The following is a 14,965-nucleotide window of genomic DNA, read 5'->3' as shown; positions in this document are numbered from 1 at the left end:
TGTTGTGCCGCCAACGGGTGCGCGGCGGGGAGCTTATTTGAGTCTAGAGTGATCAGTGCTAACAGCCAGTGACAATAGATGCCACTTTAGTATCCTTGGCTTCCTGGCTGCCGTTTGAGCCTGCTTTCAATAAGAAGACGCCATGAGCGAACGAACAACTTCTGCAAGCTGGGCGATGGGCATCGTCAAGGCGCTGGAAATGGATGGCCTGGATTGCCGTGCCTTGTTCAAGCAACTGGGCCTGGACTACGCCGCTCTCAGTGACCCCGATGCGCGCTTCCCGCAAGACGCCATGACCCGCCTGTGGCAACGCGCGGTGGAGTTGTCGGGCAACCCGGCGATTGGCCTGAACATGGGCAAGGTGGTACGCCCGGCCTCGTTTCACGTTGCCGGTTATGCGTTGATGTCCAGCAACACCCTGGCCGAAGGTTTTATGCGCTTGGTGCGCTACCAGCGCATCATCGCCGAAAGCGCTGACTTGAGTTTTCGGCTTTTACCCGAAGGCTATGCGCTGATTCTGACGGTGCATGGCGATCACTTGCCGCCCACCCGTCAAAGCGCCGAAGCCTCGCTGGCCAGCGCCCTGGCCCTGTGCGGCTGGCTCACCGGGCGCACACTGCAACCGCGCAAAGTGCTGCTGCAGGGCGACCAGCCAGCGGACCTGGCGCCCTACCAGCGCGCCTTCCATGCGCCTTTGCAATTTAATGCGCCCTATGACGCGCTGATTTTCGAACAGGTCGACATGGAGGCGCCGCTGCCCACGGCCAATGAAGCCATGGCGCTGTTGCATGATCGCTTTGCCGGTGAATACCTGGCGCGTTTTTCCGAAAGCCGCGTGACCCACAAGGCGCGTCAGGTGCTGTGCCGCCTGCTGCCCCAGGGCGAACCCAAGCGTGAAGCGGTGGCCAAGACGTTGCACCTGTCCCAGCGCACCTTGCAGCGGCGTTTGCAGGAGGAGGGCACCAGCTTCCAGGCCTTGCTCGATGACACCCGTCGCGAACTGGCCGAGCAGTACCTGGCACAACCCAGCATGACCTTGCTGGAAATCGCCTACCTGTTGGGGTTTGCCGACCCGAGCAACTTTTTCCGCGCGTTTCGCCGCTGGTTCGATGCCACGCCCGGCGAATACCGGGCGCGGTTGCAGCAAATGTCCAGCATCAGTGGCGCCAGAACGCCGGAATGCACAACACAAACACGGTAATAATCTCCAAGCGGCCCAGCAACATGCCCAGGGACAGGATCCACTTGGCGGCATCCGGCAGGGTGGCAAAGTTGCCGGCCGGACCGATGGTTTCGCCCAGGCCCGGGCCCACACCGGAAACGGTACTGGCGGCGCCGGTCAACGCGGTCATCCAGTCCACGCCCAGCAGTGACAGGGCCAGGGCGATCATGCAGATGGTGATGGCGAAGAAAAACGAAAAAGTCAGAATCGAGCGCACGATCTCCTCATCGAGACGATGGCCGTTGTACTTCTGCTTGATCACCGCGCGGGGATGGATCAACTGATTCAAGTTGGCTTTGAGCAGGATGTAGGCCACCTGGAAACGGAAGATCTTGATACCGCCTGCGGTGGAGCCTGAGCAGCCGCCGATAAAGCCCAGGTAGAAGAACAGCATCAGTGAGAAGTTGCCCCACAGGCTGTAGTCCCCCAGTGCAAAGCCGGTGGTGGTCACCACCGACGTCACGTTCAGCGCCACATGGCGCAAGGCATCGAGCCAATGCAGGTTGGTGGTCCACCAGTACCAGGTGCCGAGTACCAGCCAAGTCACCAGCAACAAGCCGAGCAAGCCTTGCACTTGCTGGTCCTTGATCAGCGCCCGACGGTTGCCGCGCAAGGTGGCCACGTACAGGGCGAACGGCAAGCTGCCAAGGATCATCACCACCACCGCGACCCAATGCACCGCCGGTTGTTTCCAATGGGCCAGGGACTCGTCCGAGGTGGAAAACCCACCGGTGGAGATCGCCGACATTGCATGGTTGATCGCATCGAACACGCCCATCCCGGCCCACCAGAAGGCCAGGCTGCCGAAGATGGTGATGCCCACATAGGCGGCCACGATCAAGCGCGCCACCATGTGTGAGCGAGGCATGACCTTTTCCGAGCGGTCCGAGGATTCGGTCTGGAACAGGCGCATGCCACCAATGCGCAGCAGCGGCAGGATCGCCACCGCCATGCCGATAAAGCCGAAACCGCCGAGCCAGTGCAGCAGCGAACGCCACATCAAAATGCCCGGCGACATGCTGTCCAGGCCGCTCAACACGGTGGAGCCGGTGGCGGTGATGCCGGACATGCTTTCAAAGAACGAGTCGGTGTAGCTGATGTGCTGGGTCAGCAAAAAGGGCAGGGCGGCGAAGATGCACACCACCACCCAACTGCTGACCGTCAGCAGGTACATGTCCCTGGGGCGCAGGTGCACGTGCTCGGGGCGACCAGGGATGACCAGCGCCAACCCGGCGATAAAGGTGATCAGGCTGGCCCACAGGAACGAGGGCAGGTCGCTGGTGCGTTCGAAGATCACCAGGGTCGCCATCGGGATTACCATGGCGACCGCAAGGGTGATCAGGAAGATGCCGATGATGAAACCGATGATGCGCAGGGTCGGCAACGCCATGAAGTTCGCTCGGGTGATTGGGCAGAGGCGCCATTCTACCTGCGGTGCAGGTCTTGTAAACCAAGGGCTGCCGGTTGATGGAGAACCCCTGTGTGTGGCTTGGTGTTTACACAACTTCGCAGCGACGCTGAAGCTGTGGCGAGGGAGCTTGCTCCCGTGACAACCTATCAACCGACGCAGATTTCCCTGACACACCACGATCCAAATGTGGGAGCTGGCTTGCCTGCGAAGACGGCCTGCCAGCCGCCCCATATCTACCTGACACCCCGTGGTCAAAACTGTGGGAGCGGGCTTGCTCGCGAAGGCGGCCTGGCAGTCAACACAGTTGGACCGTGTACATATCCATTGCTGCGGTAACGGCTACTTAGGGTTCCGCCTGACGGCGGCTCACTTTCGAAAAGCCGGAATGCCGGCCCAGGCGAAATTAAGCAAAGCGCTCTTGCCCCACCACTCGGTACCTCGCCTGGGCTCGGTGTGCCCGTAATCCGCCAGTGATTTGGGGGGCCGCCGCCACGCGCCATCCATGGCGCGGGGCGGCTAAACCGGCATCCCTGCCGGTTTACCCCCCAAATCCCTGTCGAATTCCGGCCAGCGTGGTTTGACGGGGCGCCTAAGATCAAGATCACAAGCAGATCAAGATCAAGAGCGGCTCGCTTCGCATCGTAGTTACCGTTGGCGGGTACAGCCTACACATGCTGCGATGGCGGTGTATCAGTGGCAATTAGTCGACTGGCCCACCGCCATCGCAGGCAAGCCAGCCCCCACAGAGAGAGGTGCCGCAATTATTGCGTGCATAAAAAAGGCGACCCGCAGGTCGCCTCTTTCAACTGCGCTTGATCAGAACTCGTGATCAGCGCTGTCCGGGTTCAGGTCGCTGATGCCCAGCTTGCCGGCAGCAGCCTCGATCGAGCCGGTCTGCTTGACCAGGGCGGCAATCGAGTCACGCACGATCTGGTTGCCCTTTTCATTGTCAGCGGCGATCAACTGGTCGTAGTGCTCGCCGTTGTTGGCGTGGTCAACCATCACCTGGATCTTCGCTTCGGTGGCTGCCAGGTCAGCCTTGAGGGCCGCGTCGGCTGCCGGGTCGGCCTTGGCCACCAGGGACGACAGGCTGGCGCCGGTCAGCTTGGTGCCGTCAACACGGGTGTATTCGCCCAGGTAGACGTTACGGATGCCCTTGGCGTCGTAGAAGTGCGAGTAATGGGTGTTGTCGCTGAAGCAGTCTTGCTCGTCTTCCGGCGAGTTGGCTTCCAGGGACACCTTCATGCGCTCCCCAGCGAGTTCGCCCAGGGACAGGCTGCCCATGCCAAACAGCATTTTACGCAGGCCATCGGTGCCTGGTTCCGATTCCAGGGTGGCGCGGTAGTTGTCTTCGACGTTGGGTTTCCAGTTGCCGACCATTTCCTGCAGGTCGCTGACCAGCAGTTGGGTGACGGCACGCAGGTAAGTGCGGCGACGCTCGTTGTGGCCGCCGGTTGCACCGTCACCGGTCATGTAGTCCGACGCCGGACGGTTACCCGCGCCTGGGCCGGTGCCGTTGAGGTCCTGGCCCCACAGCAGGAATTCGATGGCGTGGTAGCCGGTGGCGACGTTCGCTTCGGAACCGCCCAGCTCATTGAGGCTGGCGAGTTTTTCCGGGGTGATCTCCTTGACGTCGACCTTGTCTTCGCCCACCTGGATCTCGTTGTTGGCGATGATATTGGCGTTGGCACCTGGGTTGCCCAGCGCGTGCTCGTAGGACTTGTCGACGTAGTCGATCAGGCCTTCGTCCAGGGGCCAGGCGTTCACCTGGCCTTCCCAGTCGTCGATGATGGTGTTGCCGAAGCGGAATACTTCACTCTGCAGGTAGGGTACGCGCGCGGCGATCCAGGCGGTACGGGCCGCTTTCAGGGTTTCGTCGTTCGGGTTGGCGAGGAAGGTATCGATTGCGGTCTGCAGGGTTTTTGCGGTGGATTCGGCATCGCTGTACACCGCAAACACCATGTCTGCGTAGTGCGCGACCACGGCCTTGGCGGCCGCTTCGTCGACCTGGCCAGCCGGGGCAGCCGCCGGTGCGGTAGTGCTGGCGGCAGCGGGTGCCTGGGGCGCGGCGGCCTTGTCTTTACCTTCGCCGCAACCGGCGAGAGAAATGGCAATGGCCAGCAGACTGGCGGTGGCCAGGGGCATACGAATCATGGCGAACATCCTGCTTCGGTTGTTGAAAGGGCGCGCGGGGAGCGCAAACGCTGCGACATAATGCGAAAGATTTGCATTTTGTGTAAAGGCTTATACGCGGGAAATATTGAGTATCGAAGTGTAAATTCAAAGACTCACGGCGTTATTGCGCTCGGACTGCTTCAGATAAGCCGTCAACTCCCGGGCCTGCAGCGGTTTGCTGTAGTGATAACCCTGCCCTTCATGGCACCCCTCGGAGATGATGTAGGCCTCCTGTTCGGCGGTCTCCACCCCTTCGGCAATCACCTGCATGCCCAGGCTTTTGCCCAGTTGGATAATGGCGCGCACGATGGTTGCGTCATCGTCGTCGTCCTGCAGGTCCTGGACGAAGCTCTTGTCGATCTTGATCTTGTCCAGTGGCAGGCTTTTGAGGTAACTCAGGGATGAGTAGCCGGTGCCGAAGTCATCAATGGCGATGAGCGCCCCGGAGCGGCGCAGGCTCAACAGATGCTGGGCGGCGGTGCTGATGTCTTCCATCAGGCCGGTCTCGGTGACTTCCAGCTCGAGGCTGCGCGGCGGTAGGCGATAGATCTGCATCAGGTTGTTGACCACCCGCGGCAACTCGGTGTGGTGCAGTTGCACAGTGGACAGGTTGACGGCCATGCGCAGCGCCGTGAAACCCTGGTCATGCCATTCGCGCAATTGCCGGCACGCCTGGTCCAGCACCCATTCGCCAATGGGAATGATGGTGCCGTTCTGTTCCGCCAGCGGGATAAACAAGTCCGGCGGTACCAGCCCATGTTCCGGGTGTTGCCAGCGCAGCAGGGCCTCCACGCCGACCACCTTATGGTCGCGATAGCTGATTTGCGGTTGGTACACCAGGTGGAACTGCTCGCGGCTCAGGGCATCGCGCAGGTCTTTCTCCAGTTCACGGCGCCGGCGCATTTCGCTGTCGACGCTGGCGATATAAAACTGATAGCGGTTGCGCGAGCGGCTCTTGGCCAGGGTCATGGTCTGCTCGGCTTTTTGCAGCAACTTCTCGGTGCTGTCACCATCTTCCGGAAACAGCGTGATGCCGATGGTGGCGCGTAGGCGGATCAGGTCATGATCGAGGGCGAATTCGGCCTCCAGGTCATCGAGGATGCTTTGTGCCAGTTCGGCGGCTTCGTAGGGCTGGTCGATATCGGCTTGCACCAGGGCGAACTGGTCGCCGCCCAGGCGGGCGAGCGTGCCCAGGCGGCCACTATGGGCGCGCAGGCGGTCGGCCAGGGCGAGCAAGAGTTTGTCGCCGGCCTGGTAGGGGAATTGCTCGTTGACACTCTTGAAGTCATCCAGCCCCACGCACAACACTGCGACACGACGTTGTCGGCGACCGGCATCCGTGAGGATTTTATCCAACTGCGTCTGCAACTTCTGGCGGTTAGGCAGGCCGGTCAGGAAGTCGTACTGGGCCATGCGCAACAGGCTCGATTCGGCCTCGTGGCGCAGGTGGGTATTGCGCTCAATGGATTCGAGCAATTGGTTGGCGGTGTTTATCCACTGCCCCAGTTCGTTGCGCTCGTGGCCTTTGAGCTGCGGGATCTTGTGCTGGCTGGGGCGGTCCGGGTTGATCGAGGTCAGGTGTTCGAGCATCCGCGACAGCGGTTTGGTCAGCATCCAGTGATACACCAGGTACAGCACCAGCCCCATGGCCAAGGCGCGCAATACGCCCGAGATAAAGATGATGACCGAGCTGACCAGGAAACTTCTGCCATAGATGGCGGTGTCGAGGGTGATGCTCAGGTCGCCGTAATATTCGCTGTAGGGGCCCTTGCCCACCAACGCGGTGGTAAAGGAGCGTTCCTGGCCAAGAATCAGGTCGGTCAGCCAGCGGCTGGGGGACAGCTGTAAAGGGCGGCTTTTTTCCGCCAGCATGGTCTCGTTGGGATGGCCGATAGAGGCCATGCGCACAGCGTCGTCCTGGAACAGACCTTCGATCACCTGCATGCCCATCTCGCGATCCAGGCTGTACACGGCCTGGGTCGAGGGGTCGCGAAACATGTCGAGGATGCGCTGGGCATCGCCCGCCACGGCCTGGCGTGTCTTGTAGGCATCAAAAACGATCTGCGCCACGCTCAGCGCCACACCCACGATCAAGGCCGACAGCAGCACAACCCGTAGCAACTTCACCGACAAGCTGTTCTTGAGTTCCAGCTTCAAAGGGGCATTCCTTGTCTCATGCGGGTGGCCGTCAATATGCCATGAGTATTGGCAATCTGGGGAGGGCAGTCAAAGGGACATTACTGTGGGAAGGGGGGTGGCGCTTTGCAGCGACGGTGGGCAGGAAAACGGCGGATGGAATCCGCCGTGAATGTTGCCTTGCGGGGGGCAAGTGGTTGCTTGATTAAAAATTAATCTGTGGTGGGGCAGATGACTGTGAATCCGCGCCCAGTTGGCCGCCTTGGGCTCCGTCCGTGACACTGTCCATCATGTCCTTGAGTATATCCATTCCCATCTCGGCCGCTTTTCCTGCAATGGGCAGTGCCACCGAGGCGGCGGCGCCGGCGGCGGCCATCATCGAAACTGGTTCCATAATTGACTCTCCTGCGTTGGACGAGAGGTGTATTCCTCTCTTCGACTACGTGGCCGGTACGTCTCAATGAGTTCCATTATTTCGGCCGATCCACAATCGTCGCCCAAAAAAAAGCCCGGCAATCGCCGGGCTTTTCCTACTGCAAGCATCGCTTAGGCAGTGAAGGCCTTGCCTTCGAACTGCTCAGCCACGAACTTCCAGTTGACCAGGTTCCAGAACGCTTCCACATACTTTGGACGCACGTTGCGGTAGTCGATGTAGTAGGCGTGTTCCCACACGTCGCAGGTCAGCAGCGGGGTGTCGCCGTTGGTCAGTGGGTTGCCGGCGCCGATGGTGCTGGCCAGGGCCAGGGAACCGTCAGCCTTTTTCACCAGCCAGCCCCAACCGGAACCGAAGGTGCCAACCGAAGTCTTGGTGAACTCTTCTTTGAACTTGTCGAACGAACCGAACGCAGCGTTGATGGCTTCAGCCAGCGCGCCGGTTGGTTGGCCACCGGCGTTTGGCGCCAGGCAGTTCCAGTAGAAGGTGTGGTTCCAGACCTGAGCGGCGTTGTTGAAGATGCCGCCCGAGGAAGACTTGACGATCTCTTCCAGGGTCTTGCCTTCGAACTCGGTGCCAGGCACCAGGTTGTTCAGGTTCACGACATAGGTGTTGTGGTGCTTGTCGTGGTGGTATTCCAAGGTTTCCTTGGAGATGTGCGGCTGCAGGGCATCGTGTGCGTAGGGCAGCGGCGGCAATTCGAAAGCCATGATGATTCTCCTAATCAGGTCAGTTGCGGTGAGCGCAAGGCCGATCACGGGCGGCCAAACATGCGCCGGGGAGTTTGTACTCTTTGCGGCGCAGGGGTCCGATCATAGCACCGGGGGTGCGGCATAACCACGCAACAACTGTGTGGGATAGAGGTTCCAGAGCGTTTTGGAATATTGCTCAGGCGCTGATCAGTTGATAGGCCACCGAGAACATCATCGCGGCCACTAGCAGGTCCAGCAGGCGCCAGGTGGCCGGGCGTGCCAGCCAGGGTGCCAGCCATGCCGCACCCAGGGCCAGGGTGGTGAACCACAGGAACGAGGCACTGGCTGCTCCGGCGACATAAGCACCCGGTTCGGTTTGTTGCGCGCCCAGGGAACCGATCAGCAGGACGGTGTCCAGGTAGACATGGGGGTTGAGCAAGGTGACCGCCAAGGCGCTCAGCAGCACGGCGCGCAATGAACGTGTCTTGAGGCTGTCGCTTTGGTCCAGGCTCTGTTTCGAGCAGGCTCTGCGCAGTGCGCATGCGCCGTACCAGAGCAAGAACGCTGCGCCGCCCCAACGTGCCACCGCCAGCAGTATCGGGCTCTGTGCCAGCACGGTGGCCAGCCCGAATACCCCAGCGGCCACTAGCAGTGCGTCGCAGATCACACACAACGCCGCCACGGGTAAGTGATGTTCGCGGCGCAGGCTTTGCGCGAGTACGAATGCATTTTGGCTGCCGATTGCCATGATCAGCCCGAGGGCCACCAGCAAGCCGTTCACATAGCTTTGCCACATAGAGGGAGATCCTTGTTGATACTCATACGATGCTGGCTATGGTGCGGCTCGAGGCTGTATAAGAAAAACCAATATTGCTGATCGCTCATTAGAGAAACTGATGTTCGACTATAAATTGCTTTCTGCCCTGGCGGCGGTGGTGGAACAAGCCGGCTTTGAGCGCGGTGCCCAGGTGCTGGGGCTGTCGCAGTCAGCCATCTCTCAACGCATCAAGCTATTGGAAGCGCGCATTGGCCAGCCGGTGTTGATACGCGCCTCGCCGCCGACGCCCACCGATATCGGCCGGCGCTTGCTCAACCATGTGCAACAGGTGCGCTTGCTGGAGCGTGACCTGCAAAGCCAGGTGCCGGCCCTGGACGAGGAGGGCATGCCCGAGCGCCTGCGCATTGCCCTGAATGCCGACAGCCTTGCCACGTGGTGGGCCGAGGCGATCAGCGACTTCTGCGCCGAACAGCATTTGCTGCTGGACCTGGTGGTCGAAGACCAGACCGTGGGCCTCAAGCGCATGCGCGCCGGTGAAGTGGCGGCCTGCATTTGCGCCAGCGAGCGTCCCGTGGCCGGTGCCCGCAGCCTGTTGCTGGGCGCCATGCGTTATCGGGCCCTGGCCAGCCCGGCCTTTCTGGCGCGGCATTTTCCTGGGGGCGTGCGGGCTGACCAATTGGCGCGCACGCCTGCGCTGGTGTTCGGCCCGGATGATTTCCTGCAGCACCGCTACCTGGCGTCCCTGGGGGTAGACGGTGGTTTCGAACACCATCTATGCCCGTCGTCCGAAGGTTTTATCCGCCTGACGGAAGCCGGTCTGGGCTGGGGCCTGGTGCCTGAATTACAGGTGCGTGACCAGTTGGAAACCGGCGTGCTGGTCGAGTTATTGCCAGATAAGCCCATCGACGTGCCGCTGTACTGGCATCATTGGCGCAGTGGTGGGCAACTGTTGGGCTTGTTGACTGACCATCTGGCCCAGGTGTGTGGCCAATGGTTGGTGCCCTATCAGCAGTGACAAGCGTCAAGCTGCAAGCTGCAAGTGAAGAGCTCGCAGATCGTTTTTAACTTGCAGCTTTAAGCTTGGCGCTTGCAGCTGCATCCGTAGGAGGCTTCATGAAAATTCTGGTCACCGGCGCAAGCGGCTTCATTGGCGGGCGCCTTGCGCGCTTCGCCCTTGAACAAGGCCTGGACGTGCGGGTCAACGGGCGGCGCGCCGAGGGTGTGGAGCACCTGGTACGGCGCGGTGCCGAGTTTATCCAGGGTGACTTGAATGACGCCGACCTGGTGCGCGACCTGTGCCGCGATGTCGAAGCCGTGGTGCATTGCGCCGGCGCCGTCGGGCTGTGGGGTAAGTACCAGGACTTCCATCAGAACAACGTGCTGGTCACCGAAAACGTCGTCGAAGCCTGCCTGAAACAGCGCGTCGGGCGCCTGGTGCACCTGTCGTCGCCGTCGATCTACTTTGACGGTCGCGACCATCTGGGGCTCACCGAAGAACAAGTGCCCAAGCGTTTCAAGCATCCCTATGCCGCTACCAAGTACCTGGCTGAGCAGAAGGTCTTTGGCGCTCAGGAGTTCGGCCTGGAAGTGATCGCCCTGCGCCCGCGCTTTGTCACCGGGGCCGGCGATATGAGCATCTTCCCGCGCCTGCTGAAAATGCAGCGCAAGAACCGCCTGGCGATCGTCGGCGACGGCTTGAACAAAGTCGACTTCACCAGCGTGCATAACCTTAACGAGGCGCTGCTCAGCAGTTTGCTCGCCACAGGCTCTGCGCTGGGCAAAGCCTACAACATCAGCAACGGCGCACCGGTGCCGATCTGGGATGTGGTGAACTACGTGATGCGGCAAATGGAGCTGCCCCAGGTGACCCGTTACCGCTCCTACGGTTTGTCTTACAGCGTGGCGGCCTTGAATGAAGCCTTCTGCGCGATGTGGCCGGGGCGGCCGGAACCGGCATTGTCGCGCCTGGGCATGCAGGTGATGAACAAAGATTTCACCCTCGACATCAGCCGCGCCAGGCATTATCTCGACTACGAGCCCAAGATCAGCCTGTGGGCCGCGCTCGACGAGTTCTGCAGCTGGTGGAAAGCCCAGGACCCGGGCCGCCAATAAGCTTATAAGCAGCAACACTTCGGGAACCCAATTCCAGGTTCCGAGTCGATCCATGCGCCGGGAGTGCGGTTTATACTCCTGCCGCTCGGCTTTGCAGCCAGCCATCTCATTGATTCAGGGTAGATTCATGCGTAACGATGCTAAAGACGACTTCGACAACGTTCCCAGCCTGCGGGCCGATCTCGGGGATGACGATGATTTCGTGCCGACCCCCGCGACGTCGGTGCGTTCGCGAACGACGCCCGTGGTCAAGGTCAAGAGCGCCAGCACTGGCCCGTTGTGGGCACTGGTCGGCGCGCTGTTGATTGCCTTTGCGGGCCTGGCCTGGTGGAGCTTCCAGCAGATCTCCCTGATGGGCCAGCAGTTGGTTGCCACCCAGGAAAGCTTTGCCCGCATCAGCGAGGAAGCGGCGGGACGCCTGCAGGCGATTTCCGGCAAGGTCGTGGCCAGCGAAGCCAATGTGAACAACGGCAGCGAAGCCTTGAAGCTGCAGATCAAGCAGCTGGAAGCCCAGTTGCAGGAACAGGGTAAGCAACAGTTGGGCGTCGCGGGTCAAGCCACCGAACTGGACAACCGCCTGGCCCAGATGAGTGCCAGCACCACCGAACTGACAGCGGCCAATACCAAGCTGCAAGGCCAGGTGCAGGCCCTCACTGACGCGGTCGCCAGCCTCACGGCAGCACAGGCCGAGAGCAAGGGCCTGGCCACCGATGTGGCGGCCTTGAAGAAACAAGGCAACCCAAGCGCGGCCATCGCCCGTCTCGAGCAGGACGTGCTGGTGCTCAAGAGCGCCCAGGAAAACCAGCCGGCCAATATCGACGCGCCGACCAACAAGGAATTCGACGTGTTCCGCATCCAGACCACGCGCAATATCACCACCTTGCAGAGCCAGGTGCAGAACTTGAATCAGCGCCTCAATGCGCCTGCTGCGGCCATACCACTGGGTCAATGAACGCAAAATCGCCCTCTGTAGGAGCGAGCTTGCTCGCGAAAAACGTTAACGATAACGGGTACTTGCTGAATGAACGCGGTGCCTGTGAGTTTTTCGCGAGCAAGCTCGCTCCTACATTAGGGGGTTGATTGTCACCGCTCGGTGACATTTCTTCTCCCCTTCGTTACTTGCCCATCCCACGCCCTTGTTTAGACTCCGGTCATCCCAAAAAAACAATAAGGGCCACCCATGACCACCCACCCACTGCCTGCCAGCAGTTGGCTGAATGCACCAGCCCATCACGCTTGGCTCGCCGCCGAAGGCCAGCGCCTGCTGGCGTTCGCCAAGGCGTCGCGCCTGCCGGACGGTTTCGGCAACCTTGACGATAAAGGCCACTTGCCGGCCAATGCTCGAGCCGAAACCATGAACACTGCGCGCATGACCCACAGCTTTGCCATGGCCCATGCCATGGGGTTGCCGGGTTATGCCGAGCTGGTAGCGCACGGTGTGGCAGCGCTCAGCGGCCCGCTGCGCGACAGTGAGCACGGTGGCTGGTTCGCCGCGCCCCAGGCGGCTGATGGCAACACCGGCAAGGCCGCCTACGTGCACGCCTTCGTGGCCCTCGCCGCCAGCTCTGCCGTGGTGGCCGGCGCGCCGGGTGCGCGCACATTAATGAACGACGCCGTCCATATCATCGACCAGTTCTTCTGGAGCGAAGAGGAGGGCGTCATGCTCGAATCCTTTGCCCGGGACTGGAGCGGCGTCGAAGCCTATCGTGGCGCCAACAGCAACATGCACGCCACCGAAGCCTTCCTGGCGTTGGCCGATGTCAGCGGTGATACACGTTGGCTGGACCGTGCGCTGCGCATCGTCGAGCGGGTGATCCACACCCACGCCGCTGGCACCCAGTTCATGGTCATCGAGCATTTCGATGCGCAGTGGAAGCCGTTGCTCGGTTACAACCAAGACAACCCCGCCGATGGCTTTCGCCCTTACGGCATCACCCCAGGCCATGGTTTTGAATGGGCGCGGTTGCTGCTGCACCTGGAAGCTGCGCGCCTTGAGGCCAAGCTGGCCACGCCCGACTGGCTGGTGAGCGACGCCAAAGGCCTGTTCGCCAGTGCCTGCGAGTACGCCTGGGCGGTGGATGGTGCGCCGGGCCTTGTCTACACTTTGGATTGGAACCAGCGCCCGGTGGTACGCGAGCGCCTGCACTGGACCCATGCCGAAGCCAGCGCCGCTGCTCAGGCGCTGCTCAAACGTACCGGTGAGCTGCATTACGAAACCTGGTACCGACGTTTCTGGGAGTTTTGCGAAACCCACTTCATCGACCGGCTCCAGGGCAGTTGGCACCACGAACTCAGCCCGCACAACCAACCCAGCAGTAAAATCTGGGGCGGCAAACCTGACCTGTACCATGCCTGGCAAGCGGTCGTGCTGCCTGCGCTGCCCTTGGTACCCAGCTTGGCCAGTGCATTGGGCAGTGGGTGTTATGTCACCAAGTGGTGACATTTGTACGTCCCTTTGTTACCTGCACTCTGAAAATCCATGTTTAAACTCCGTGCAGCGCAAGCTCTAGACTTGCATGCATAACAACAAGAAAAGGTACTCAGATGAACGCGATTAATCGCCTCGCCGTCGCTATTTCCATTGCCTCGTTGTTCCCCCTCAGTGCATTTGCCGCCGACTCCAAAGGTACGGTGGAAGTGGTGCATTGGTGGACCTCCGGCGGTGAAAAAGCGGCTGTGGATGTCCTGAAGGCCCAAGTTGAGAAAGACGGCTTCACCTGGAAAGACGGTGCTGTAGCAGGCGGCGGTGGCGCCACCGCCATGACCGTGCTGAAAAGCCGCGCGGTCGCTGGCAACCCGCCAGGCGTTGCCCAGATCAAAGGCCCCGACATCCAGGAATGGGCGTCTACTGGCCTGCTCGACACTGACGTGCTCAAAGACGTCGCCAAAGAAGAAAAATGGGATTCGCTGCTCGACAAGAAAGTCTCCGACACCGTGAAATACGACGGTGACTACGTGGCCGTGCCGGTGAATATCCACCGCGTGAACTGGCTGTGGATCAACCCGGAAGTCTTCAAGAAAGCCGGCATCACCAAGAACCCAACCACCCTCGAAGAATTCTACGCAGCGGGCGACAAGCTCAAGGCCGCAGGCTTCATTGCGCTCGCCCACGGCGGCCAGCCTTGGCAGGACAGCACCGTGTTCGAAGCGGTGGTGCTTTCGGTAATGGGCGCTGATGGTTACAAGAAAGCCCTGGTCGACCTGGATAACGGCGCATTGACCGGCCCGGAAATGGTCAAGGCCCTCACCGAGCTGAAGAAAGTCGCGACCTATATGGACGTCGACGGCAAGGGCCAGGACTGGAACCTGGAAGCTGGCAAGGTCATCAATGGCAAGGCCGGCATGCAGATCATGGGTGACTGGGCCAAGTCCGAATGGACCGCGGCCAAGAAAGTTGCCGGCAAGGATTATGAGTGCGTAGCGTTCCCGGGCACTGATAAGGCCTTCACCTACAACATCGACTCCCTGGCGGTGTTCAAGCAGAAAGACAAAGGCACTGCCGCGGGCCAGCAGGACATCGCCAAAGTCGTGCTGGGTGAAAACTTCCAGAAGGTGTTCAGCATCAACAAGGGCTCGATCCCTGTGCGTAACGACATGCTGACCAAGATGGAATCCTACGGCTTTGATTCCTGTGCCCAGACCGCCGCCAAGGACTTTTTGGCCGACGCCAAGACCGGGGGCCTGCAGCCAAGCATGGCCCACAACATGGCCACCACCCTGGCGGTGCAAGGTGCTTTCTTCGACGTGGTGACCAACTACATCAACGACCCGAAAGCCGACCCGGCCGATACCGCCAAGAAGCTGGGTGCTGCGATCAAGTCGGCCAAGTAACAGCTGTGGAGCGGGCTTGTGTGGGAGCGGGCTTGCTCGCGAAAGCGGGGTATTAGACAGCATGTTTGGTGACTGACCTGCCGCCTTCGCGAGCAAGCTCGCTCCTACACGGACCGCCGCCCACACCGGTACCCCTGTAGGTCTTTTTCCCCGTTCCGGGTTTTCTCATGAGGTT

General features: G+C 60.8%; 12 protein-coding genes. 6 read left to right on the top strand and 6 right to left on the bottom strand.

Going from position 1 to position 14,965, the window contains the following annotated elements; translation table 11 throughout:
• Positions 1 to 142: 142 nt before the first annotated feature.
• Complete coding sequence (locus tag CER19_RS20090; protein WP_116667704.1) at positions 143 to 1,201, top strand: AraC family transcriptional regulator; 1,059 nt, start codon at positions 143 to 145, stop codon at positions 1,199 to 1,201.
• Here the strand turns inward: CER19_RS20090 and CER19_RS20085 are convergent.
• The 6 genes from CER19_RS20085 to CER19_RS20055 all read right to left on the bottom strand — a co-directional run bounded on the left by CER19_RS20085 (position 1,158) and on the right by CER19_RS20055 (position 8,865).
• Positions 1,158 to 2,612: a TrkH family potassium uptake protein gene (locus CER19_RS20085; protein WP_116667703.1), complete on the bottom strand. Its 1,455-nt coding sequence runs from the start codon at positions 2,610 to 2,612 to the stop codon at positions 1,158 to 1,160. The genes CER19_RS20090 and CER19_RS20085 overlap by 44 nt on opposite strands.
• Positions 2,613 to 3,449: 837 nt before the next feature.
• A complete protein-coding gene (locus tag CER19_RS20075) occupies positions 3,450 to 4,787 on the bottom strand; it encodes an imelysin family protein (RefSeq protein ID WP_105228131.1) in 1,338 nt (445 codons plus the stop codon).
• A gap of 126 nt (positions 4,788 to 4,913) precedes the next feature.
• Positions 4,914 to 6,965 (bottom strand): bifunctional diguanylate cyclase/phosphodiesterase, encoded by a 2,052-nt coding sequence (locus CER19_RS20070; protein WP_116667702.1) that lies wholly within the window; start codon positions 6,963 to 6,965, stop codon positions 4,914 to 4,916.
• A 184-nt stretch (positions 6,966 to 7,149) separates the two neighbouring features.
• On the bottom strand, positions 7,150 to 7,338 hold the full coding sequence (locus CER19_RS20065; protein ID WP_116667701.1) for a hypothetical protein: 189 nt from the start codon (positions 7,336 to 7,338) through the stop codon (positions 7,150 to 7,152).
• Positions 7,339 to 7,490: 152 nt separating this feature from the next.
• Complete coding sequence (locus CER19_RS20060) at positions 7,491 to 8,087, bottom strand: superoxide dismutase (RefSeq protein ID WP_014719672.1); 597 nt, start codon at positions 8,085 to 8,087, stop codon at positions 7,491 to 7,493.
• A 178-nt stretch (positions 8,088 to 8,265) separates the two neighbouring features.
• Positions 8,266 to 8,865, bottom strand: coding sequence for a LysE/ArgO family amino acid transporter (locus tag CER19_RS20055; RefSeq protein WP_116667700.1), 600 nt, complete (start codon positions 8,863 to 8,865; stop codon positions 8,266 to 8,268).
• Positions 8,866 to 8,965: 100 nt separating this feature from the next.
• Here CER19_RS20055 and CER19_RS20050 point away from each other — a divergent pair, with 100 nt between their 5' ends.
• The 5 genes from CER19_RS20050 to CER19_RS20030 all read left to right on the top strand — a co-directional run bounded on the left by CER19_RS20050 (position 8,966) and on the right by CER19_RS20030 (position 14,790).
• On the top strand, positions 8,966 to 9,862 hold the full coding sequence (locus tag CER19_RS20050; RefSeq protein WP_116667699.1) for a LysR family transcriptional regulator ArgP: 897 nt from the start codon (positions 8,966 to 8,968) through the stop codon (positions 9,860 to 9,862).
• 98 nt (positions 9,863 to 9,960) lie between these two features.
• Positions 9,961 to 10,959 (top strand): NAD(P)-dependent oxidoreductase, encoded by a 999-nt coding sequence (locus CER19_RS20045; protein ID WP_116667698.1) that lies wholly within the window; start codon positions 9,961 to 9,963, stop codon positions 10,957 to 10,959.
• Between the two features lie 127 nt (positions 10,960 to 11,086).
• Positions 11,087 to 11,911, top strand: coding sequence for an ATPase (locus CER19_RS20040; protein ID WP_116667697.1), 825 nt, complete (start codon positions 11,087 to 11,089; stop codon positions 11,909 to 11,911).
• A gap of 228 nt (positions 11,912 to 12,139) precedes the next feature.
• Entirely contained in the window at positions 12,140 to 13,399 is a 1,260-nt protein-coding gene (locus tag CER19_RS20035) for an AGE family epimerase/isomerase (RefSeq protein WP_116667696.1), read from the top strand.
• Between the two features lie 104 nt (positions 13,400 to 13,503).
• Complete coding sequence (locus tag CER19_RS20030) at positions 13,504 to 14,790, top strand: ABC transporter substrate-binding protein (protein WP_116667695.1); 1,287 nt, start codon at positions 13,504 to 13,506, stop codon at positions 14,788 to 14,790.
• Positions 14,791 to 14,965: the final 175 nt, after the last annotated feature.

The sequence above is a fragment of the Pseudomonas sp. GL93 genome (assembly GCF_003408955.1).
In the GTDB taxonomy this organism is placed as follows: domain Bacteria; phylum Pseudomonadota; class Gammaproteobacteria; order Pseudomonadales; family Pseudomonadaceae; genus Aquipseudomonas; species Aquipseudomonas paracarnis.
This window is presented reverse-complemented; position numbering and strand designations above follow the sequence as displayed.

Coding starts and splice junctions, on each gene's coding strand:
- CER19_RS20090 (WP_116667704.1), top strand. CDS start 143: ATGAGCGAACGAACAACTTCTGCAAGCTGGGCGATGGGCATCGTCAAG.
- CER19_RS20085 (WP_116667703.1), bottom strand. CDS start 2,612: ATGGCGTTGCCGACCCTGCGCATCATCGGTTTCATCATCGGCATCTTC.
- CER19_RS20075 (WP_105228131.1), bottom strand. CDS start 4,787: ATGATTCGTATGCCCCTGGCCACCGCCAGTCTGCTGGCCATTGCCATT.
- CER19_RS20065 (WP_116667701.1), bottom strand. CDS start 7,338: ATGGAACCAGTTTCGATGATGGCCGCCGCCGGCGCCGCCGCCTCGGTG.
- CER19_RS20060 (WP_014719672.1), bottom strand. CDS start 8,087: ATGGCTTTCGAATTGCCGCCGCTGCCCTACGCACACGATGCCCTGCAG.
- CER19_RS20055 (WP_116667700.1), bottom strand. CDS start 8,865: ATGTGGCAAAGCTATGTGAACGGCTTGCTGGTGGCCCTCGGGCTGATC.
- CER19_RS20050 (WP_116667699.1), top strand. CDS start 8,966: ATGTTCGACTATAAATTGCTTTCTGCCCTGGCGGCGGTGGTGGAACAA.
- CER19_RS20045 (WP_116667698.1), top strand. CDS start 9,961: ATGAAAATTCTGGTCACCGGCGCAAGCGGCTTCATTGGCGGGCGCCTT.
- CER19_RS20040 (WP_116667697.1), top strand. CDS start 11,087: ATGCGTAACGATGCTAAAGACGACTTCGACAACGTTCCCAGCCTGCGG.
- CER19_RS20035 (WP_116667696.1), top strand. CDS start 12,140: ATGACCACCCACCCACTGCCTGCCAGCAGTTGGCTGAATGCACCAGCC.
- CER19_RS20030 (WP_116667695.1), top strand. CDS start 13,504: ATGAACGCGATTAATCGCCTCGCCGTCGCTATTTCCATTGCCTCGTTG.